The sequence below is a fragment of the Pseudomonas sp. P1_F7 genome (genome assembly GCF_056405655.1).
Genome location: NZ_JBFUBR010000001.1, coordinates 197,350 through 220,176, shown reverse-complemented (window position 1 = coordinate 220,176; position 22,827 = coordinate 197,350). Strand labels below are relative to the sequence as shown.

Genomic DNA, 22,827 nt, shown 5'->3' with positions numbered 1-22,827 from the left:
GAGCCGCGCATCGGGTCTGTGTCAGTCTTGTCCCGCCATCGATTACAAAACTGATTCAACCGCATTCGTTTGCACGATCTCACCGCCACGTAAAAGGAATGACAATGAGTGATCAAAGCGGGTATCGGGCATTTCGTACCCATGCCATAGAGCAAGGGCGAGATGCGGTTAAACGACTGGTCATTTCCGATTACGATGAAAGTGCCGACGTTCACTCCAGATATACTCAGCGGATTGCCTTAAGAGCTGCGCGGCGTTGGGTGCAGAACAATGTCAGCGATCTGCTTGCCGAAGACTCTGACCAGGCACTTCATATCCGCCGAATGCTTGGCATACCCGCTTCGCAGTCACTGGTTAAACCAGAGGCGTGGCCCTGGTATGGCAAATTGGGGATATTCTTCGTCCCGCATTGGCTGACATGGCAATACACGCGTAGGCAGTTAGCAAAAACACGCACCTACGAAGGACGTTCCTTTCTTTACGAGACCTTTTACGAACGAGTCGTGACGTGTCGCTTGAACCGCTACACCCCAGCCGTTGATCAGGCCATACAAGGCATACCGCTGCTCTCCTATGAACGCGCAAGACAACTCGACAGACTGGATGCTGGCTGGTTCATGGCCGTGCGTAAGGTTGGCGTCGAGAGCTTTGCGAGGATCGAGCATTATGCTCGCTATGGCAGCTTCAGGTTGAAGGGCTCACTCGCCAATCTGCTGGTGCTAACCAACGTGGTGCAGACAGAAGCGGAGCTGGCCTGGCTAGACTATCAAATGAAAGAGCGCTATCACGCGCCCGAGATCACCCCTGAAGCCCTTCGCACCTTCAAACAGGCCATTGATCTATTGCTGGCCAATGGTGTTAAGCGCAAGCAGGTAGCGGGTATCTTTCGTCATGACCTGGATGCTATAGACCCGGATCGGCTGGAGGTAAACTTGCAACTGATTGTTGCTTCTGGCGCAGCAGGCGCAGAGGCGATCTACGAGGTCATTGGCGAGTCGCTTTGGCGAGCTTCCAGCGCAAATTGGGCCTTTGTATTGGATGTGGTTAAGGCCCGTTCAGCTGATCAGATTCAACACTTCAAGCGTATGCTGGCCCACTACTGCAAGCCTTCTTCATTGTTGGTCGAGCACTTGATTGCTCTGGGCGCGAGCGTCGAAGACCTCGCGCATTGCCAGACGCTCATATTGGAGCTCAACAAAAGAGAGGGAGAGGGCGAACCGCTTGCCGAGATCGCGCTGTTGGCCGGTGCTCCATACTGCTTGAGCTTCGAGCAGATAGGGCAGTGTTGCACTTACCTGGCGCGCCCCGGTGCATTGCTGGAATACTTGGCAGTGCTTGAGCGACATGGGTATGGCTACCCTGAGGCAGTTCTGGGTTTTCAGCATGCGTATACCGGCATCGGTGTCCAGAGCCTTGAAACTTGGCTTGAGATCAAAGGGCAGCGTAAACCGCGTAAAGAGCGCGAGTTGGTTGACTGGATCATGCGCTGTGCTGGCACTCTTACCGCCCAACCGTATCACTATCTGCTCACCGCCGTGCCCATGCCAGAGTTCAGTCATTTGTGCCAAGCGGAGCGCGTGGTACGGTTTGGACTAGGCACTTTGCAGTACTTGGTCGAGGACAAGGGATTGAACTCATTCAAAGCGATCATGGACTGGTACTACAAGGCACGTGGCGTACATACGCTTTGTTGCTGGGACCTGAATTCAACATCTCGTGTACTGCTGGACGATGCCTTCCGTCGTAACCACTTTGCTGCTTTCACTGAGAACCTGAGCTGTGTCATGAGGGCCATTGATGATCGGGTGTTAGCGGACATCGGTTATCGCCATAAGCAACCGGACGACGCGGCACGCAAGCGCTACGACGAACGAAGGGAAGTGCTTGCTCAGGCCGAGTGTCTAAAACTTTTGCCTCGTTTACCAGCCATCCTGAACCAAACGGGTGGCGTCCTGCTGCCGAGCATGGTTCGCCATGCGTGGTCGTCAGCTGAGCAGCTACAAGAACAGATGGACGCATTGGTGCCGTTGGTAGAGAACCTGCTAATGGGGCGCGGACCATCAGGCGCTGAGCTGCAGGCTCAGGAGGCTGAGGCTATATCCATGATCTACAAGGCTGACAGCCACAGCGTCAGGTCACAGTGGAAGAATGTCCTGGGTTTCGAATCGCACCTGGCTGGATTGAAATTGTGGGATGGTTACCCCATGCGCTGGGCGCGCTCGATTCGTCGCATGGAAAAGCGCCTTGAGCGCAGTAGTCTGCAAGCGCTGATTCAGGCAAAGACGATCAGCGCGAAGATCTGTTCAAAGAAGGACTTCACCGACGTGTGCCTGGCCATCCGTTCCAAGCGGCTATACGACAAGTCGCGTGATCCTCAGTCCGTGGCGGCCCATCTAGGTGTACTGTTCGCGACGAGTCGTGAGGACTCATTGATCGGGTCGTGGCTCGAAACCGACCTCGGACAGATAACTGCCTTGGAGGATTTCAGTGCCGACATCGCCGAGGGGCTGGAGCAGCTCGACACGCTGTTCACCAGCAACTTGCCGGACGCTCTTGAGGCGCATATGCCGGCGTTTGTTATGAGCTTCAACGATGAGCAGGCTGATAGCCTGGCCAAGCGAATGGTGGGTGAGGCTAATCTGGCCGGGTCGCAAACTGGCCGTGGAAGATTGCAGGCCGCGCTTAGACACACCCAAGCAATTGTGCTCGCGACATGTGCAAGCTGGCTGAAGCGCGAGCAGGGCAAGTTCACCGCTATGCCTGCTAACGACGAAGTCACTGAATTGCAGGCGTTCGTGTCAAAGTATCCGGCAGCGTTTTTCGCCAGGCAAGCCGCGAACCTGTGCACGCGCGATGACACGGACATGTGGAAGGAGGAGCGGCACGCGCATATGGTGGTGTTCGACCCTGTGCAACGTCGTCTTGCTGGTATGGCCATGATCTATTTCGAATCAATCCCGGAGCTCCATCCAACCAAGCGTTGCCTGATCGTTCGCGCGATCAACCCGATGGATGAGATGTTGGCTACTCATACGGTACACAGCATCGTCAACGCGTTTTTTGATGTCGCCGTCAGCATTGCTCAAGAAAATGAGCTGGTAGCGGTGCTTTTCCCGAACCCTGGTGGCATGCATCTCCTTTCCAATCAGAGCACTGTTGAGAAGTACTTCAGAAAACGCCTCATTGAGCGCGCCGAGCCTTACCGTCAGATTGAGTCGGGAGCAAGCGCTGCGCACTGGCGTACGAGACCTAGGCGCCTGAATACACGATTTTATGCCTACGCGCAGGGGCAGCAGCAGGTTTCGGAGTTATACGTCGTTTGGGCGAATAGCCGAATCATTCTGACGGCTCAGAAGCGCAGATCGGTTGAGTACATAGATCTCTGATTGAGGGCTGACGCGTTTTCGCAAAAGGCGTATCGCTATCTCGATGAGGTCACTAGGCAGTAGGCATTCGATTGCTACTCCTCACCGGAGTGAAAACGGATGAGCTACGTCTGCATCGAAGGATCAGGTCCCGAGATCCAGATTAGAAAGTAGTGCTGCCGCTATCTCCAGGCACGGCATTTCGACAATTCCGCTATGATGGCACTTTGTCCGGCATCAGGACTTGGCTGCAAGGATCGAACGTCAGATGAGCGTCCCTAAATACGACCTTCACCTCCTGGGTTGGCATAGCTTTCAGCAGTTATGCATGGCCGTAGCCTCTACGGTATTGGGTCAGACGGTCGAGACGTTCCTTGAGGGAAATGATGGAGGTCGCGACGGTGGGTTCAAGGGGACGTGGTCTCCTCAGCCAAATGAGTTGTATGAAGGCGCGTTCGTCTTCCAGTGCAAGTTCACATCGCGCCGTGATCATAATCTCACGCTGTCAGATGTAGCTGGTGAGCGTGAAAAAGTGCGCAGACTCGTCGCCAAGGGACAGTGTGATGTCTATGTTCTGATGACGAACGGCGACTGGACTGGGGAGAGCCATCTCAAGATCAAGCAGGCGTTTGAAGATGCTGGGGTCAAGCACGTTCTGCTGCTGGGCTCCACATGGATCTGCGAGAAGATCCAGCTAAACAGTAACCTGCGCATGAATGTGCCTCGGCTCTATGGTCTGGGTGACCTCAGTCAGATCTTGGATGAAAGACGGTACAAACAGACGAAGGCGCTGCTGACGGAGCTTCCTGAGCTTTCAAAGCTTGTTGTGACTGGCACCTATCGCAAAGCACTCCAGGCCCTTCAGCAGCATGGTTTTGTTCTCCTGGTTGGAGAGCCCGCTGCAGGAAAGACGACGATTGCCTCACTTATGGCCATGTGTGCGATGGATAAGTGGGGAAGTAGGGTGTTGAAGCTGGAAAAGCCCGAGCAAATTCGAGATCACTGGAATACGGACGAAGCATCGCAGTTCATCTGGGTTGATGACGCCTTTGGGGCGATGCAGTACGAAGCCGACCTGGTGATGGAATGGAACCGGATACTCCCTGCGCTCTCGACGATGATCCGAGCGGGCCATCGGGTAGTCCTGACTAGCCGTGATTACATCTACAACAGCGCACGGCGTGATCTCAAGAGAACGGCATTTCCTTTGATCGAGGAAAGCCAGGTGGTCATCGACGTGAAAGAGCTGACCCCACGAGAAAAGTCAGAAATCCTCTACAACCATGTGAAGCTTGGCAACCAACCGCGGCGGGTTCGGACGGCTTTAAAGGAGTTTCTTCCTGCGGTGGCAGCTCACAGTCGGTTCGCTCCCGAGACAGCTCGGCGCTTGGGCAGTATTGAATTCACCAGGGCCCTCAAGATCGACCAAAGAAGTATCGATGAGTTTGTCGCCAAGCAGGAGCGATGGCTCGTTGAGACAATGCAGGGCATGGATGACGAAAGCCAGGCCGCATTGGCTTTGCTTTACATGAAGCACGGAGCAATCGAAAGCCCGATAAACCTCTCAGGGGATGAGGTGAAGACAATTGAAAGATTGGGTGGTAACCAAGCCGGTTGCATCCGTGCGCTTGAGAGTCTCCGGGGAAGCTTTGTACAAGTGGCAGATACTGCTGAAGGACGCTTTTGGCGGTACAAGCACCCAACGATTGGAGATGCATTTGCGTTAATACTCGCCCAGAGTCCTGATCATCTGCAGATTTTTGTAGATGGCACACCTCTTGAGCAGTTGATGGAACTTGTGACGTGCGGCGATACGGGCATTCAGAATGCGACGATTTTGCCCTCGAGCATGTTTGCAGCGATCGTACAACGATGCTATCAGTACGTCACTTTTGGGGCCGACGTGGAGCGCATGAGGCGGGGCAGACTGTACTCTTTCCTGCTGCGCAGGACTGACCACGTATTCCTGGCCATGTACTCGAAAACTGATGGAGAGTTGACCTCCAGCCTGGCTCGAGATTTCGCGAGAAACCTATTCACGAAGTCGTCTGACCTGGCTCTGCGCTTGCTTCGGCAAGGTCATTTACCGGAGTCAGTCAGAGATGCTATCTCGACCAAGATTCACGGCTTTGTGTTCGATGAGGATGACCTAGGGTACATCTACGATGAGGACATGCATGAATTCTTTGGTGATCAGGAGCGGGAAGACTTCTACAGCGATGTACAGAAGCATGTCTTGCCTGACCTAGACAGGATTCGCCAGTCTCAGCAGGAAACGTATAGCTATGAGGATGATCCTGATTACCACCTTTCTGATTTTATTGATCAGCTAGAGGGAATACGTGCGGCTTTCCCAGAATGGCCCAGGGTGGAGGATGTGGTCGAAACCCAAAGGCGCCGAGTCGACGATTGGGTGAGTGAAGTATCACAGGAGCGGGGAGAAGAGCCAGCAGTTGGCCGAAGCGATCTGATGCGGCCATCTGCACAGGAGGGCGGCCGAAACATCTTTGACGATGTCGATCTCTAGACCAGGTAAACGAGGGTATGCCGGTGTCTGCATTTTCCGATCGCGATCTCGAGCAACGAATTCTCAACGCTCAGAACTATATCAAGTTGTGGGCGGAGAGAAATGACCTCTGGTACGACAGCGGCTTTACGTCCTACGCAGAGCGTGTGCAGGGTGAGCCAGGAGAGGAGGCAGTGGTCTTCATCCTCTACAGCAGTGGAGATTTAGCTCGTTTGCTGGATGAAGATCTTGATCCTCCCTTGCGGGCTGAGCTTGATCATATCTGCGAGTCGCATGGGTTCTGGTTCGAGAACAACGACGGTTGCTCCTACTATTTCTTTGCAACTACGGACGAAGTGCAGGCCGCTTACGATCAGTATTTCCATTGGAAGTGGGTGTGCAGCCTGATCGTCGAAGACGTTGGTGATGTGTACGCCGAGCTTTACCAGTATTTCCAAGCTCGTCCTGAACGACTCCACAACCTTAGCCCTCGAGATTTCGAAATCCTGCTCTCCCGTGTTTTCCAGACCTTGGGATATGAATCGCAGGTTGGGCCTGGGGTCGGTGATGGAGGTGTAGACGTTCGCCTCCTTCAACGAGGCCCTCTAGGCGACACGCTCACATTGGTTCAAGCCAAGCGTTACGATCCCAAGTGGCCAATACGTCTCGAGGCAGTCCAGGCCCTGTTCGGTGTAGTGTCTCTTGAGAAGGCGGAGCGCGGCATTTTTGTGACTACTTCACGGTATCTCCCAGGAGTTGAAGCTTTCGCCGGGCGGTGCGAGGGAAAGCTGGATTTAAGGACTTCAGCAGATATTGCTGATTGGTGTAGGCAAGCCCAAGAAGGGATTATTCGTGACAAGTCGTTGCTTGTGTCCGATCAGCACCTGCTGTCGGCATTGCGCTGTATTGAAGGTGGCAGTCATGCCCTGGTTCTTCATGCAGATACCGGATACCGCACGATCACCAACTCCTTCGCGCTTGTGCTCAAAGAAACCAGGCATGCGGCTCTGTTGATGCGCTTACCAAGACGGATCGTCAGTCAGGATGGACATGGCCTCGAGGGGCATGAGGTACCTATCCTGGACAACCGGATCCTCGCAGCGAGGAACGCCGCCACCGTCTTTCGAGCTAAGCGAACTGTCGACGATCAAGGAAAAGTTGATTACTGGGATGGCAGAAATCTGTATTCCAAATGGAATCGCCAGTCTTGTTTTTTCAGTCACATTGACTGAATGTTAGTATTGTGGGAGCCATTTTTCCTAATGATAAATAAAAACTTCTACCAGCTACGAAATTCAGTTCTCGGTTAAGAATGGAAGGCAATATACAGATATGGATTTTTCCAAAATCAGGGGTTTGGAAACAGGTCAGCGTCAGTCTTTCGAGTCGCTAATGTGTCAGCTGGCAAGAAGAGACAGGCCGGCCGAGGCGAAGGAGTTTAGACGGGTAGAGGGGGCAGGTGGGGATGGAGGTGTAGAAGCCTACTGGCTACTTACTAACGGCTCGAAAATCGGCTATCAGGCTAAATTTTTTACTCGCACAGGTAATATTGATTGGGGGCAGATCGATGAGTCCGTTGAGCAGGCAATCACTACTCATCCAACCTTGATCAAGTATGTCGTTGCCCTGGCATGTGATTTAACCGACAAGGCAGGCGTGAAGGGAAAGGGAACTACTGGGTGGGAACACTGGCAAACACGTGTTGCTAAGTGGAATGCTCGCCGGGCTGAGTTGGGTTTAAATGATATTGATTTTGTCGCATGGCCGGCGTCTGAAATCTCAGATAAATTGATGGCGCCAGATTGTGAAGGGGTGAGTCGTTACTGGTTCGGAGGCGTTGAGTTTTCTGATTCTTGGTTCAAAGACCATGTCGAACGAGCGCTGACATCACTGGAGGAAAGATATCACCCTGAAGATCATGTTGAGGTGGAAATTGAAAGATTATTTGAAGTTATTGGTCGAAGCAAGCTTGTAAAAAGCGAAATACAAGATTTTGCTCTGACGATTGAAGATAATTTTACTCGGCTGTCTTCGTCAACTTCAAGGTCCATCGCGGATTTGCAGCCTGATGTTGCTGCTGCTGGCCACATTGTTAGTGAGTTGCAGGGGGTTCTAGGTTTTGCTGGTTTAGAAAACTTCGACCCCTGGCCAATTGTAGCTAGTATTGAGATGGCGCGCGAACTGGTTAAGAAGATCAGAGAATTTCAGCGTAAGCTTATTTCGCAGCACTCCGGGAACGACAACTCAAGCCTAGATAAGTCCACGTATCAATTCGCGCTAGAAAAATGTAGCGGGGTGGTGGACGCGATAGATGGTCTAATTAGCTTGTTGGATTCTAAATACTTCCAGGCAGAGAGTGATCGCTGTGCGCTGATTGATGGAAGGGCTGGAACTGGGAAGTCTCACCTTCTAGGAAATGCTGCGCAGAAATGTCTGCGAAATGATCAGCCCGTTCTTCTTGTACTTGGGCAGCAACTGAGTTTGGGCAATGTTTGGCAGCAGATTACATCCCGCCTGGAGCTCACTGATATTTCTCCAGAGGCGTTGCTGCAAGCTCTTAATGCTAAGGCAGAGGCGCGAAGCTGTCGCGGTCTGATACTGGTTGATGCAATCAATGAGGGTGCTGGAGCAGCTCTATGGAAGAACGAACTGGCAGAGTTCTTCTCGCGGGTTCGTAAATATCCTAATTTGGCAATTGTGGTTAGTTGTCGAGCGGAATATACAAATTACATTGTGAGTGAGGCAGTATTAAAAAGCGTAGAAAAATTCAAGGTCTACGGATTTGCAAGTCCTAGTGAACAAAGACGAGCGGCCAAGGTGTACTTGAGTAATTATGGGATTTCTCATCCGAACAATCCTTGGTTGGCATCTGAGTTTGTAAATCCATTGTTTCTGCGCAGTGCATGCATGGCACTGGTGCAGTTAGGCGCGAAGCAGTTTCCTGTCGGGCTTCACGGCGCAAAAAGTATATTTAGTTTTTACTTAAAAAGCGTCGCTGTGAATCTGGGGGCGGGCTATGACGGAAGTAGTGAATTATACCCGTCGATGTTGAAATCATTGTTGGGGATCGCGAAGGCCATGGCTTTTGGTCGAAATGATTTCATATCGAAAGCAAGTGCTGAAGCCATTAGTAATGCTGCATTTGCAGGTTTTCCTATCCCTGTAGGTTTGACTTGGTTGACTGTGCTGCTTCGCAATGGGTTAGTTCGTCTTGATCCAAATCCGTTGGTAGTGTCAGATGATCCGTTTGCTTTAGCTGATGATGTCATCCGTTTCAGCTTTCAACGGCTGCAAGATCATTTAATTGCAGAGTCTCTGCTTGACGCCACTACTGATATCTCTGCTGAGCTCGAAGCGGGGATTTTGAGTTTTGTGCTAAAAGACTCTAAAGTTAGATGGGAGTGGAGTGGCTTAGTTGAGGCTCTGTCTATCCAAGTTCCCAAAAAATTTGGTGTTGAACTTTTTGATGTGATGCCGGGCAACTCGAAAAAGTGGTTGTTTAATCGTGTGCTCCGCGAGGCGTTTGCTGAAAGCATTCGCTGGAGAGATACCGATGCGTTTACCGAGAGAACTCTAGAGATTTTTAATGAGCTGGCACTAGAGGATGAACAATATTTCTTTATTTTGATTGAGCTTTGCGCGGGTAAAAAGCATCCATGGAACGCTGAGTTTCTTCATGACAACTTAATTGAAAGGAAGCTTGCTGATCGAGACGCCTTCTGGACGGTTAGGGTAAATGAACTTTATCTCGACGAAGGAGGTGCTGTTGAGCGGCTTTGGAGCTGGAGTATTCAAGACCAGACGCCCAAGACAGACGGAGAGGTGCAGTATTTGTGCTCTCTAGCTCTAGCTTGGCTCACAACGGCCTCCAATCGAGAGGTTCGCGATTACTGCACTAAAGCCTTGACTTCTTTGTTTGTCGCTGAAGTTAGGCTTTATGACAGATTGTGCGCGGCGTTTTCCAGCGTGGATGATTTGTATATTCTGGAGCGCGTGCATGCTGCGGGATACGGGGCGTCTTGTATTGATCCAACCATTCATCGTCTCAAATCGTACGCCGGAACTGCTTATAATTACGTGTTCAACACGAAAGACGTCCCTCTTTCCCTGCTTGTTCGCGACTATGCACTGGGGATAGTGGAAAGGGCAGTATCGCTGGATTGTTTAGATGAGGGCGTGGATTTGAATGCCTGTCGACCTCCATATTCATCGGCGCCTGCCAAACTGAATGTTTCGGACGCAAAGCTGAAGCGTGTAGCCTCTGCAGCCGGGGACGATACAATCTACTATTCATGCGCGTGCTTGATGGGGGATTTTGCTAGTTACGAGGTTAAGCCTCGGGTCAGAGATTTTTTGGACGCTGTGCTGACCTCTCCTGCACCGAAGTCACCCAGAAAAATTGAGGAATCATTCAAAGCGGAGGTCATAGCGCCGTACGCTAAGAGAGCAAAAATATTTGAGAAGATGCAGGAGCAAAAATGGGGTAGTAATCCTTTTACTGAGCTTTTAAAGGCCGGTAATAAGAAGAAAGCCAACATCGACGAAGCTATAAAAGCCATGGAGGCCTACCAGGCAGATTTGATGGCGCTTTTGTCCGATGATGAAAAAACTAGGTACACCCTTGAGTACAGTCACAATTTTGATCTTAAATCTAGGGGTACTCGGCAGCTGGCCAGAATAGATGTAGAAAGCGCGCAGCGGTGGGTTGCCCAAAGAGCTTATAGATTTGGTTGGACGTCCAAGCTGTTTCCGGATGATAGATCTAGGAGCGATGGACGTGATACGAGGCAGCGAGCTTTAACTGAAAGGATTGGGAAAAAATATCAGTGGCTGGCGCTTGATGAGTTGTTGTGTCGGCTGGCGGATAACTACTGGCTTGCTGAGTCGTTCAATGAAGACGCGAGGGTGTATCAAAATCCGCTCGATGTTGGTTTTCACAGAGATATTGATCCCACAATACTTATGCCTCCAACGGATGAACAGAAAACTCCATCAAAATTCTATGGCGTAGATCTCTGTGCGATAGATGTTGGCTCAACAAGCGAGGATGAATTATCTGCGTGGCCATTCTCTGCTGATTTTACAACTGAGTTTCCCAGTTTTATTTCTCGGATTGATGCCAGTGGGCGACATTGGTTGACGCTGTATGAGCATGCTTCGAACAGAATAAGGTACGAAGATGGTCGAGTAACTCAGCATGGGTTGAGGCAGGAAGAGTGGCGATTCCTGCTGCCGGCTGTAATAGATAAAAAGGATAGGCGTAAATTTATTCAATACCTTGAAGGCGAAAAAAGTATTGATGTTGACAGTTGGTCTCCGACTCAGCGTACGGACGCAGGATTTCTTCTTGAAGCTCCATGGCGTTCCACTTGGCCTCAGGAGATGTACTCTGACTTCAATTTCAGCAACGGAAAATCAATAAGAGTGGCGACTCCTTGTGTGAGATACTTATGGGAATCACATCTGGACCGCTCTTTGCCGAGCGGGACTGACACAATTTTGCCAGCTCCTTGGCTTGCGCGAGATTTAAAATTGAACCCTGCTCGCGGCACATTGGGTAGCTACTGCACTACTGATGGTAATGTTCAATTCATTAGTAGTGATGCGGCCAATGATGGGTCTTATGCATTTGTCGACAGGGAGCTTTTTGAAGATTTCCTTAAGCAGCATGGTCTAACGTGTGTTTGGATCTTCGTTGCAGAGAGGAGTGTGTGGCCCGGGGGATCTAACGAGGATGCTGCCTGGAGGCGTTCTGAAGGGGTCGTCTGGTTTGAGCGTGGCAAGCCTAAAATGATACAATGGGCGAAAGATGAGGCCAATGGTCAATCTAAAGAGTTTTTACCTGGTGCTATTGAAGAGTAATTAAGTAAGCGTTGGTAAAGCTGCCGCTATTTCACCGATTAGCAGTATTGTTCGATGATGAGGTAGCAACCAACGGATATAAGCAGTTAAGTAAAACTCCAGAGTGAGCGCGATCAGTCAATTTCAAATGCGCGCTCTTCTTTGGTTTTGTTCTGATTGCGGTAGGTGTGCGGTGGGCACTCCGATCATCGCCGGTAGCTTGATAGGAAATGGTATGGTGTTTGGTATTTTTGCCGTCTAATCTTACTAGCATTCCGCGTTATGCGGTCATGCTAGAGCCTGACCAGAATCAGGTAGCACGCCCGGTTCTGGCCAAGCTATTAGCGGTTTTACTTACGCGCCGAAAACTCAGCTATCCAGTTGTGCAACGCTGTAACGTCAGCCTCAAACACCGCCAGTTCAAGCGCGCTGCTCTGCAGCTCTCCTGATTGAGCATGCTCGAACACGGAGTAGCGGGTCATCAAATCATCAATAAATGAGCAGTCATCAGCGGTTACCTTGGCAACTTTATCTAGCTTGCCCTGGGTATTAATCGCGCGGCGGAAGCGGCCCACCACATCTGCCAGCAGAATGTACTCGATCGCTTTCTCCACGATGATTCTGAAATCACTACAAGCACTCTTGGCGAGCACCTCATAGCTATCGACTTCGGCATTCTCTGGTGCTTCTTCAAGCGCTTGATCGTGTGGTCGATCAGGCCCTTCACCGCGTTAGCTGGTTTGGCGTCTCGGGCACTTTGAGTAGCCACGATGCCGGCGCTTTTGTCCATCCTGCACCGTTCCGCTGAAAGCCTCAGGCCGGTCTATCGACTCGCAGAGAGTCCGGTAGGAGCTGTCCTCATCAATGGCATGCTTGGCCTTAGGCTGGGGGCATCCTTTTCAAACCATCCAAAGCATGCCCTCAGACACCCCCGGGTGTGGCAATCAGATAAACAGCCTGCCCGACGAAGCCTAGAGACTCTCAGGGTCGCCAAAGAACATCTGAATGAGGCTCTATTTCGATAGTTTTAGGCCGAAAATTGCCGGTTATGCCCATGCATTTGCCCCCACTCGCACTCAGTACACGAGCGATTGCGAACGGGTATCACTGACAGTGATCCAGTATGGCACTTGGTGGTTTTCGGTGGAACGCCCCATTTGAAATTGGCAGGTACGCCCGGAATGATCGTCATTGATCGCATGTTGCAGGCGCGCGGTGAAATCTTTCTGCGCTCGTAGCCAAATGCGTGGCTGGTCGAGCGCCATGATGAGCGGTCGCTGACTGCTGGCCAGCTGACCATTACTTCCAGTCAGTTGGACTACCATGCGCCGCGCGTATAGGTTTGCTTCCTGCAGGCCATACCTAAGTCAGTCATCTTGGTCGTTTTCCAGTTGAGTGCTGTTCGAGTGAAAAAAATGGTTCGTAGCCGCCCGGCAATCCATACCTCTAGAACAAGCTACACAGGTGACGCGTCTTGTGTTCATTGGTCACTTTTTGCGACGTTAAGATCCTTGCTACACGCACCTCATTTCAGTCCGCGCACCTGTCATTACTAATCTCCTCGGTGGTGGCAACTCCGTTCCGACGTAGAGTAGAGTGGCTCTCTGCCACCTGGAGGCGTTTTTACTCAGCGAGCATTGCTGGGACATTCAAAGGAGATTGACGTTGAAGTGGATCAAAGCGCTCGAACTGGAGCAGTGGGCCGATACGCTCCAAGCTAAGGATAAAATGCCAGGCCTCGTGGCCGAGTTGATTTGGGGTACTGCTTCGAAAGTCAGGAGGCTGAGGTTCCTGCAGGGTGACAAGGGCCAAGTTCGTGGTTTTGACGGATTTCTTGACGTCGACTCAATCTCCTCCTTTGTGCCTGATGGGATGTCTATTTGGGAGTTTGGAACCAACGGCGCCGGAAAATCCAAGGCTGAATCGGATTACAAGAAGCGCACTGATGAGGTCGATGAGAAAACCAGGACCAAGTGCACATTGGTTATCGTGACGCCTAGGACTTGGAATACGCCGACCGAGAAAGTGGAGGACTGGCTTGCTGAGAAAAACGGTCTCAAGGATTGGAAGAGTGTTGTCTATCTTGACGGCCCTTTGCTGGAGGATTGGCTTGCCAAATGCCCGGCCGTGGCATCTCGGTGGGCGAGTTGCGAGCTCAGAATCGCACCTCAGAATGGTGTTCTCAGTACGGAGGAGTTTTGGCAGTCCTTCTCAAGTCGCTTCGCACCTCCACTCGTGGAAGATGTCTTGCTCGCCGGACGCGAAACTCAAGCCGAGGAGCTGCTGCAGAAAATTACCCAAGAGGGCGGGCGCCTGGCATTTGCTGCTGACACCCCCGATGAGGTTATAGCTTTCACCGTCGCCGCTATACGCATGGCTCCCGAGGCGGTACGCAGACCGCTCGAAGCACGTACCGTGATCGTGGAGACAGAGGACGCTGCGAGATTTCTGATTAACACATCAAATCTCATCTATTTGCCTCGAAACGCTGCTCGCAGCTGCGCGGGGCAGCTCAAGTCTTATGGGCCCACAGTTATAAGTGCCGGCGCAGACGAAAAAAAGCACGATCACGTTGAATTGCGTCGACCAACTAGCCGTGAACTTGGTAAAGCTTTCGTCAAGATGGGTATGTCGGACGACGAGGGGTACGAGGCTGCACGCAAATGTGGGCGAAGTCTGGCAGTGCTGGCAAGGCAGTGCCCTGGCGGCACCGCTGAAAAGCCTACGTGGCTCGAAGATGCAAAACCGCTAATACCGGTAATGCTCGCGGGCGCATGGGTGTCCGGTAGCGAACTTGATCAGTCTGTTTTCAGCTCTCTGAGTCAGAAGGACTACGACGAAGCGGAGGACGAACTGCGCAAGTACCTGGTCATGCAGGACTCGCCCATCGAGTGCGTAGGCAATCTGTGGGCAACCAAGGCGTCAGTTGATGCATTCCTGCATCTTGCCCCCCTAATTGGGCGTAGGCACCTTCAACTGTTCAAAGATGCTGTGGCCACCGTCTTTGACAAAGCAGCACAGTCGCACACCCCCCCTAGTGCGGATGAGCCGTTCGTGCTCCACGATAAGCGTGAGCGCGAGACCTCACACAGCGACCACCTTAGAAACGGTTTGATGACCACACTGCTTCACATGGCTGTACTGCACGAGCCAGCAGGGTTCACCATTGCAGGTGGTCACCCTCAAGCTTTCGTAGATGACCTAATTCGTTCGCTCCCGGGTTTATCGTCCGATCACAGGCTGATGGCAAGCTTGGGACAAGATCTGGCGTTGCTGGCGGAGGCATCTCCTAATTCTTTTCTAGAGGCCCTTGAGCGTCAGCTTGAGGGCGCATCGCCTTCGATCCGTCCCATTTTTGACGAGCATCCTGGGATGCTCACCCCTGTCACATATCACTGCGGTCTGCTGTGGGCGTTGGAGGTGCTTGCTTGGGATTCCGTGTTGCTTGATCGAGCAGTGCTCTGCCTTGCGAAGCTTGCTGCAATTGACCCAGGTGGCAAACTGAACAATCGGCCTATCAATAGCCTGCGAGCCATTTTCCTCTCGTGGGTACCAGGGACCGCGGTCAAAACAAAGCGCCGGTTGGCTGTCTTGCAGGCAACTGTGCAAGCTGTTCCGAGTATCGCTTGGCCACTGCTCGCTAAGCTGCTGCCTCAATCTAGCGACAACAGTTCACCTACGGAAAAACCAAAGTTTAGAGAGTACGAGCAGGATCACGGTGAAACCCTGACTTACGGTTTGGTCTGGGAAAGTGAAGCTAAAATCGTGGCACTGGCGATCGATGAAGTCGGCCTGAGTGCGGAGCGTTGGAGCACACTAGTTGACGCGTTGCCCAACCTTCAAAATGACCCGTTTGAAGCGGTTGTCGACCGTCTCGACGAGGTGCTGAGCGCTTTGGAGGGGGACGCCCGAACGATAATCTGGAAGGCTTTGCATCGAGAGGTTAAGCGTCACCAAAAATATTCTAGCTTCGACTGGGCGATGCCGCAGGAGCGAGTGGAAAGGCTGGCGCACCTAATCGACAAGTACTTGCCCACAACGCTGGTGGAAACCTACAGTTGGCTCTTCGATGATTTCATGCCACCTGTTGAAGGGGTTGATGACGAGGATGCTGATCCGATCAAGGTTGTTGACTGCGCTCGCCTGAGTGCTTTGAAGGAAATCCACGAGTCGCTGGGAGTCCAGGGATTCCTGGAATTGATGGGGTGCGTGAAGGTTCCACGGCTGGTTATCTATTCAGCCCGAGGTCTTGAGCTGCCCTATGACCAGCTCTTCGAACTGTTCAGCAGCCTTATCAGCAGCTCTGTTCAAGAACTGGAACTAGCGGCGGGTTCGGCGATGGCGGATGGAATAGCTCGCTATGGGCAGAGATGGGAAAAGGCCGCACGCGCGGCTCTACAGAATGGCGTACTAAGTCCCGATCGTATCGGGCGAATGTTTGAGTCTCTGCCGGAGCAGATGCAAACTTGGCTGTACGTAGCGTCATTTGGCGAGGAGATTGAACGTGCCTATTGGACGCAAAAATCACCATACCCCATTGCTGCTGGCACAGAAGAGCTTCTGTTTGCCGTCGAAAAATACCGCGCTGTGGAACGCCCTACTGCTGCATTGAGTGCTGTATCGCGTCGGCTCAGTGAAATCCCAACAAATGATGTCGTGTCTCTACTGGCTGATGGCGTTGCAGAGCGAAATTCCAGCCCAGGAGCTCGGATGGCGTCTAGCTTCTTTGACATTGAGAAAGTCATCAGCGATTTGTCCGAGCGATCGGATGTCACGCTTCAGCAATTGGCGGGCTTGGAATTCATCTACCTTCCTGCGCTTCGTAACGATCCGCGAGCCCTGCATAGAATGCTGCTTGAACAACCCAGTTTCTTTATGGAAATGCTCTGTAAGGTTTTCAGGGCGAAAGATGAGGATCCAAGGGAAGTCTCCGAACATGATCGAAAATACGCTACTAACGCTTATCGCTTGCTCAAGAGCCTTAAGACGCTGCCCGGACAAACCGATCAAGAGGTGGACGAGCCTGCGCTGCTGGGATGGTGCTTAGACGTTCGACGATTGGCTAAAGAGCAAAATCGTCAGGCCATTGCTGATCAATTGATCGGTCAAGTATTGGCTCATGCTCCGTTGAGTCTAAAAGACGAGGCATGGCCTCATGAGGCCGTGCGTAGTGTCATTGAGTTATTGGCATCCGCGGAGATTGAGCGTGGCATCAGCATCGAAAGGATCAATATGCGGGGTGTATTCAGTAAGCAGATCGGGGAGGGCGGTGACCAAGAGCGTGCCCTGGCCCGTCAATCTCGTGAGTGGGCAGAAGTGTCCTCGGAGTTTGTACGTACCAGCGCAATGCTTCAGCGTATTGCCCAATCTTGGGATGCTGACTCCGAGCGTGCAGACACGGCGGCACAGCAGCAAGCCTTACGCTTTTGAAAATGAGGGGATCGTGGCTTCAAGATCACGATGCCCCTTTTGAGATACTTGCTTGTATTCCGTTCAAGGAGCTCGCTTATGCTGACTGCATTCCAGTATGGCACTTAGTGGTTTTCATCGACTCGAGTTCGGCCTTACGTTTGCTGCGTTACTGCTCACAAGCCTACCGCTTCCTCATTCCAGAGGGCAGTACCTGGGGCTCCTCAACGCAGGATGCTTGACGTTTGAGGCTACGAGCATGATTACCTTTGTTTCGCTCAGCAGCGGCAATCCTTGGATATTAGACGAACTTGCTATCGGTATTCCCGACTGCAATGTATCGATAAAAAGTGAGCAATTAAGGGAGCGGTCATGCCATTCGTCTTCGTTCATGGCGTTAACAATCGGAAAGGCGCTGAATACGATCGGGAGGAACAGGTAAGAGCAGCGTTTCTCCGGAAAATTGTCGCACCTGTCGTCGGAATTGATCCGGAGCACTCTGTCTACGCGCCGTATTGGGGGGGAGACGGAGTCAGCTTCTGGCGAGACCTAGAGGTGATCCCGAAGGGTAGCGAGGTGGAAACCTTTGGGGGCGGCGGCAGCGAGCTCCCCCCATCCTTGGGTATCAGCGTGGCGGACGGTGTCGTACAGAACGGCGATACCCTCGATGCGCTGGCGCGACGTCGTCCCGATGTGGCTATCGACTTGCTGTTCGACGCCGTCATCCAGGACGCCCAGACCGATGCGGACATCCGCGCTGTGGCCAAGGCCTATCAATTGGCTCAGGATCGATTGGCTGATCTCGATGCGCCATGGCTGGCTGAGTGCACCAAAGACAACGTGCTGGATCAAGTGTTCGATGGTATTAACCCGGTGGAGAGTGCCGGGAACGTCGAGACTTTCGGCGGCGGTGGCCTGTGGGGCATGCTAGAGGAAGGCGCAAAACGCCTGACGCTGCTCGGTCCTGATCAGCTTTCCCATGCTGTCGTGGCCGCGTCGCGCCGGCCCTTGACGCGCAAAGTCGCCACCTTCATTGGAGATGCGTTCAGGTATCTGGCGGAGCGCGGCGATGGCACGACGCCTGGCCCGATCGCTGCTGCCGTCCTCGAGTCGCTGCGTGAGGCCTCCGCCTTAGCCCGCGCAAAGGGCGAACCCTTGGTGGTCATCAGCCATAGCTTCGGCGGTGAAATCGTCTACGACATCCTCACACATTACGCCGAAGGTTCGGATCTCGAGATCGATGTCTGGGTTACGGTTGGGTCACAGGTCGGGCTGTTCGAGGAGATGTCGCTGCTCTGGGCTAGTCCCGGACGAACAGACCCCACCGCCGTTCCTCGTGAGGCCATCGCATCGCCAAAGCGTGCGAAGCGCTGGCTGAATATCGTCGACACCAATGATGTACTTGGCTTCCTTGTCCTGCCGACGTTCACAGGGGCTGTGTCCGCTACCGTGCATGATTTCAAATACAACACCGGCTTCCCCGTTACTGGCGCGCATTCCGGGTATTTCAAGTGGCCGAGCTTCTATAAGAGGTTGGCACAACGTATCAGTGGGAGAGCCTAAGCTGATGACCCAGATTCGACTGTTACTGTCGTCCGATGCTCCAGGCACTCATGTATTAATTATCGGTGTCGGGTATTACCAGCACCTGCGAGGAGGACCTGATTCGCGCGATAGGGTTCACCTGGGGCTCAATGTGCTGGAGTCGCCGCCGGCCTCCGCCATGGACCTGGCCCGTTGGATAATCGGAGGGGATGGCATCGGTGGCGGCTTGAACAACCCAAACGCGCCACTCACGACGCTGGAGATCCTGGTTTCTTCGCAGCAGAGCGAACAGCTAGATGTGGCCGGTGCGCAGTATGCGATAGAGCGCGCGTCGCTGCCGCAGGTCCAAAGCGGGTTCGATCGCTGGCTGGAAGAGGTCCGACGCCATCCCAACAACGTGGGCATGCTGTATTTTTGCGGACACGGCGTGATGGGCAATGGCCCGGAGCACATCCTGCTGCTAGATGATCATGGTGCCAACCGCAATCGGCCTTTCCAGACCGGTAGCTTCGATCTGTCAAACACCGTGCGTGCGTTGTGGCGCCAGGTGAGTGCCCAGCTCTACATCTTCATCGACGCCTGCCGAACCTATGACCGGCGCGTCGGCGACCGGATGGGAGCCCGACCGGCTCCCTTATTGGACGACGGAGCGTCCTCGGCTAACATTAATCGCGGCACCACCTGGATCGAATCCACGGGTGAGGGTTTGCCAGCCTATGGCGACGTCAACGGTGTGTCCCGCTTCACAGATGCCTTGCTACAAGCACTGGACGGCTATTGCGGTGCCCCGCAGCCGGGTACCCCCGTATGGCTGGTCAACGGTAGTGCGTTGTCGCAAGCCGTGCCCAAGTTGCTGGCGATGGTGAACAAGGAGCGCGGCGGTGAGCCGCAGGCCTGCGCGCCCCATCCCTCGGGGGCTGTTGATGCGCCGTTGCATCAGACCATGCAGATCCCCAAGGTCAAGGTTGAGATTGAGCTCTCGCCAGAGGCGCTGCGAGTGCTGAGCCGATACGAGATCCATAACCTAGTCGATGCAACGGTACCGCCCATCATTGGTGGTCAGGTCGCCGGCATCTGGCGCACGGAAGCCCGCAAAGGCATGTATGAGGTCCGTATCGCATCGACTAAGCCCTATGCAAGTGGTGCCCAGTTTTTCGAGCCGCCGCACTATCATTTGCCCGTCGAGGTGCAACCATGAGCCGGCAATCGCTGCAGATCCAATTGGTGATACGGGGTGAACGCGGTTACTCACGATCTTTCCTTCCCGTGAGCATCGTTGACGCCCGAGGTCAAGTGCTCAGCACGGGCACGGTCACGTCGCGGAGACCTACAGAATTGGGCTACGAGCGCGGAGACAACCCTGTCTTCGTCCGATTGAACCTGCCCAATGGCACAACGGAGACGCGACCACTTTTGACGGGCGACCGAATATGGCACGACGAAGTGACGTTCCGAGTTGGTGACGATGTCGCTACGTCCGATTGGATGGCTTGGTCTGCCGCGCGACTTGATGTGAAGCGCCAAGGTGGCGCCTTGCTAAACCAGCCTGGCATGGAGGACGCATGGTTTCAACTTTGGGAAAAGACCCCGGACGCCGTGCGTTGGCGTCAGGTCCCGATTGAATTGCGACTACGCGAGCTTCACCGCTCGCGGGAGGCTATCCAATTGGAGCTTGGATATTCGCAGTATCCTCGTGCTCTGGTGGTGCGTCTCGACAGCGATAGTCCCCAGATCGTGTCGTTGCCGATTTTTGAAACGAGCGTGCTCGTGATGATGTTGCGGACGCTCTCCGGAAGGGTGAAGCCTCGGGTGGTTGTTGGCGGGTATAGCCCGAATGCCGAAGCCATCATGGAGTTCCTGCGAGCTGGCCGGCTAGGCTCGGTGGAAACGCTACTCGACCCCGGAAGCGAGCTCGCGCACCGGCTGCTGCACCTCAAGGTTGAGGATCCCATCGCTGCGACCGCGGCAGCCTACTACCTGCTTCGCAAGCGAGATTGGGATCGGCTGCCCCCCCTTTGGCTGGATAACCTTGCACACTGGTATGAAGGAATTCCAGATGCCCAATTGATCCGTGCCGCTAGCCGGATCGAGCGTGGGATGCCAATCGGCGATGCTGCCAATCTTGCGGTGGAAACACTGTCGCATTTCCTTGATCGCGGCATTCCACTGTTCGCCGAAGCGACTTGGTTGTTGAGTGATCTCCTGGCACTCGCGGAGAAGGCTGAGGAGCCGCTCGACGCTCGGATGGCCAAATCGCTGCGCAAGATGCTCGCCTCCTCTCGTCCGTCAGGTTTGAGCTTCGGATTCGCGGGTAACGCACCGGACAGGCCGATGGCCGCGCACGATGCTTTCGAGCAGCGCCAAGGTACACAGAGTGGGCAACTGCTTGCCGAAGCCGTGCGACAGATACGCGATCTCTCGGTTTTGAGGCCTGCCTTGCTGCCGTCACCGCTGGACTTGGAGCCGGCGAGCCGGCAGCTTAGGGTCGCCGTCGACGCCCTCAGAACGGGCGTGGACGTGCTGCTGTCAACTCCGAGGCGCTCCGTGCCGGGCAGTGCAGCCAAAACACTATTTCTGCGAGAAGTGCTGGGCGAAGAAAAGAGAGACGCGCAATGAGCCGGACCATGAATGCGCTCTTGATCGGCAATGCGGAATACGAAGACGGTGATGTACTTAAGAACCCGGCCAACGATGCGCAGGACATGGCGGCCGCCCTGATGCAGTGCGGCTTCACGGTGATCGAGAAGACCGACTGCCACCGCGAAGGAATGGATCGCGTCCTCAAGCGATTCCAACGCACGCTGAAGGGCAGCGATGTGGGGCTATTCTTCTTCGCTGGGCACGGGGTACAGGTCCAGGGGGAGAACTATCTCGCAGCGGTAGATACGGACGCGAGCGATGAGATCTCGCTCAAACACTCTTCGCTCTCGCTCAACCGGGTGATCGAAGTCATGGAGAACTCTGGCTGCGCGACCAGTATCATTATTCTTGATGCGTGTCGCCGCAATCCGTTCGGCCGGGCCTGGACGCGCGCGATTGCCTCTCGCGGGCTGGCACCGGTGTATGCGCCACGCGGCACGCTGATCGCCTTCGCAACTTCGCCGGGCCAGAATGCCAGCGATGGCGCAGGTCGGAACGGTGCCTACACGGCTGCGCTGCTGCAGCACCTGGCTACGCCCGACTGCTCTATCGAGAACATGTTCAAGCGAGTGCGGAACTCGCTGAGCGCTGCGACGAGAGGCAAGCAGATTTCTTGGGAGCACACATCCCTGGCCACCGAGTTCTTTTTCAACCTGAGCCTGGGAGTGCGCATCGATCTCTATGACGAGACGGCGCTTAGTGACAGCCTGTTCGTACTGGATGATGCCAAGGCCTCGCACCGCATGATCCGGGAACTCAAGAGCAGCACGTGGCCGCGCCAGAACCCGGCCGTGCTTGAGCTCACCTCCGCGGTAGCCAATCGAGTTTCCGTCGACGGTCTCTTCGTGTTGGGCCGTAACCTGTATCAGGCGGCTTGCGGTGAGTCTAACGCGGCTGTGGCATACATTAGCGATTTCGCGACTCGCTCAGCTGGCATCAAAGAAGAAAAGCGGAAGGCACTTCTTGATGGCATGCTCTTCGAGGCGTTCTATGATCGCGACGGGAAGCTACGTAAACGCTTCAAACTGCGCAAGTTTGGACCGTTATTTGCCTTGCAGCGCCACAAGAGTCTTCACTCGAGCTTCGACTTCATCGCGGAATGCCTGTTGCCAGATGCAGCTCGTTTCCATGCCATCCCGGGCAAGCGTCATGAGGTAGTGGTCGACGTCGTTACTGCTCCTGGTGCCCGTGAAGGGCACCACATACTTTCCGCAGTACACCACGGGGGTGAGGACATCCTATGGGTTGAAGACGAAGACTATGAGCCGAAGCCTGGCGATCCACCGATGCGCGAGCGGCTAACGATAGACAAGTTTGAGGCACGGCTTGCTGAGCAGATGGTGGTGGCACCACATCTGCTGTGCATCAACTATCTGTCGTTCGCACGCGAGGGCACCGAAAGAGTTCACTTTCCTTATGGTTGGACCGTCAGTCGGTAGTGAGGGCAGACATAGTCGTTCTCAGATCAGTACTCCGGTGATTGGCAATGGATGTCGAGGCGGGTTACCGATGCCGCAACCG

Annotated in this window: 10 protein-coding genes; 9 read left to right on the top strand and 1 reads right to left on the bottom strand. The window is 53.7% G+C overall.

What is annotated here, in order from left to right; genetic code table 11:
- Positions 1-104 precede the first annotated feature (104 nt).
- From AC1D1M_RS00905 to AC1D1M_RS00890, 4 genes are all read left to right on the top strand, one after another.
- A complete protein-coding gene (locus AC1D1M_RS00905; protein ID WP_477762228.1) occupies positions 105-3,386 on the top strand; it encodes a hypothetical protein in 3,282 nt (1,093 codons plus the stop codon).
- A gap of 247 nt (positions 3,387-3,633) precedes the next feature.
- Positions 3,634-5,892: an nSTAND3 domain-containing NTPase gene (locus tag AC1D1M_RS00900; RefSeq protein WP_477762227.1), complete on the top strand. Its 2,259-nt coding sequence runs from the start codon at positions 3,634-3,636 to the stop codon at positions 5,890-5,892.
- A gap of 17 nt (positions 5,893-5,909) precedes the next feature.
- Positions 5,910-7,103, top strand: coding sequence for a restriction endonuclease (locus AC1D1M_RS00895; RefSeq protein WP_477762226.1), 1,194 nt, complete (start codon positions 5,910-5,912; stop codon positions 7,101-7,103).
- Positions 7,104-7,203: 100 nt separating this feature from the next.
- Positions 7,204-11,733, top strand: coding sequence for an NACHT domain-containing protein (locus AC1D1M_RS00890; RefSeq protein ID WP_477762225.1), 4,530 nt, complete (start codon positions 7,204-7,206; stop codon positions 11,731-11,733).
- A 329-nt stretch (positions 11,734-12,062) separates the two neighbouring features.
- Here the strand turns inward: AC1D1M_RS00890 and AC1D1M_RS00885 are convergent, their stop codons facing one another.
- Complete coding sequence (locus AC1D1M_RS00885) at positions 12,063-12,365, bottom strand: hypothetical protein (protein WP_477762224.1); 303 nt, start codon at positions 12,363-12,365, stop codon at positions 12,063-12,065.
- A 1,012-nt stretch (positions 12,366-13,377) separates the two neighbouring features.
- On the opposite strand from AC1D1M_RS00885, the gene AC1D1M_RS00880 reads away from it, so the two are divergent.
- The 5 genes from AC1D1M_RS00880 to AC1D1M_RS00860 all read left to right on the top strand — a co-directional run bounded on the left by AC1D1M_RS00880 (position 13,378) and on the right by AC1D1M_RS00860 (position 22,745).
- Positions 13,378-17,142, top strand: coding sequence for a hypothetical protein (locus AC1D1M_RS00880; RefSeq protein ID WP_477774113.1), 3,765 nt, complete (start codon positions 13,378-13,380; stop codon positions 17,140-17,142).
- A gap of 351 nt (positions 17,143-17,493) precedes the next feature.
- Positions 17,494-18,684, top strand: coding sequence for a hypothetical protein (locus AC1D1M_RS00875; protein ID WP_477762222.1), 1,191 nt, complete (start codon positions 17,494-17,496; stop codon positions 18,682-18,684).
- Positions 18,685-18,688: 4 nt separating this feature from the next.
- Positions 18,689-19,864, top strand: a complete 1,176-nt coding sequence (locus AC1D1M_RS00870; protein ID WP_477762221.1) for a caspase family protein — start codon at positions 18,689-18,691, stop codon at positions 19,862-19,864.
- A complete protein-coding gene (locus tag AC1D1M_RS00865) occupies positions 19,861-21,282 on the top strand; it encodes a hypothetical protein (protein WP_477762220.1) in 1,422 nt (473 codons plus the stop codon). Before AC1D1M_RS00870 ends, AC1D1M_RS00865 begins: the two co-directional genes overlap by 4 nt.
- Positions 21,283-21,290: 8 nt before the next feature.
- Positions 21,291-22,745 carry a caspase family protein gene (locus AC1D1M_RS00860; RefSeq protein ID WP_477762219.1) on the top strand — a complete coding sequence of 485 codons (1,455 nt, stop codon included), beginning with the start codon at positions 21,291-21,293 and terminating at the stop codon, positions 22,743-22,745.
- Positions 22,746-22,827 lie beyond the last annotated feature (82 nt).

What these genes read in the sequence shown, in the direction of transcription:
- AC1D1M_RS00900 (WP_477762227.1), top strand. Translation starts at nt 3,634, where the DNA reads ATGAGCGTCCCTAAATACGACCTTCACCTCCTGGGTTGGCATAGCTTT.
- AC1D1M_RS00875 (WP_477762222.1), top strand. Translation starts at nt 17,494, where the DNA reads ATGCCATTCGTCTTCGTTCATGGCGTTAACAATCGGAAAGGCGCTGAA.
- AC1D1M_RS00905 (WP_477762228.1), top strand. Translation starts at nt 105, where the DNA reads ATGAGTGATCAAAGCGGGTATCGGGCATTTCGTACCCATGCCATAGAG.
- AC1D1M_RS00860 (WP_477762219.1), top strand. Translation starts at nt 21,291, where the DNA reads ATGAATGCGCTCTTGATCGGCAATGCGGAATACGAAGACGGTGATGTA.
- AC1D1M_RS00865 (WP_477762220.1), top strand. Translation starts at nt 19,861, where the DNA reads ATGAGCCGGCAATCGCTGCAGATCCAATTGGTGATACGGGGTGAACGC.
- AC1D1M_RS00890 (WP_477762225.1), top strand. Translation starts at nt 7,204, where the DNA reads ATGGATTTTTCCAAAATCAGGGGTTTGGAAACAGGTCAGCGTCAGTCT.
- AC1D1M_RS00870 (WP_477762221.1), top strand. Translation starts at nt 18,689, where the DNA reads ATGACCCAGATTCGACTGTTACTGTCGTCCGATGCTCCAGGCACTCAT.
- AC1D1M_RS00895 (WP_477762226.1), top strand. Translation starts at nt 5,910, where the DNA reads ATGCCGGTGTCTGCATTTTCCGATCGCGATCTCGAGCAACGAATTCTC.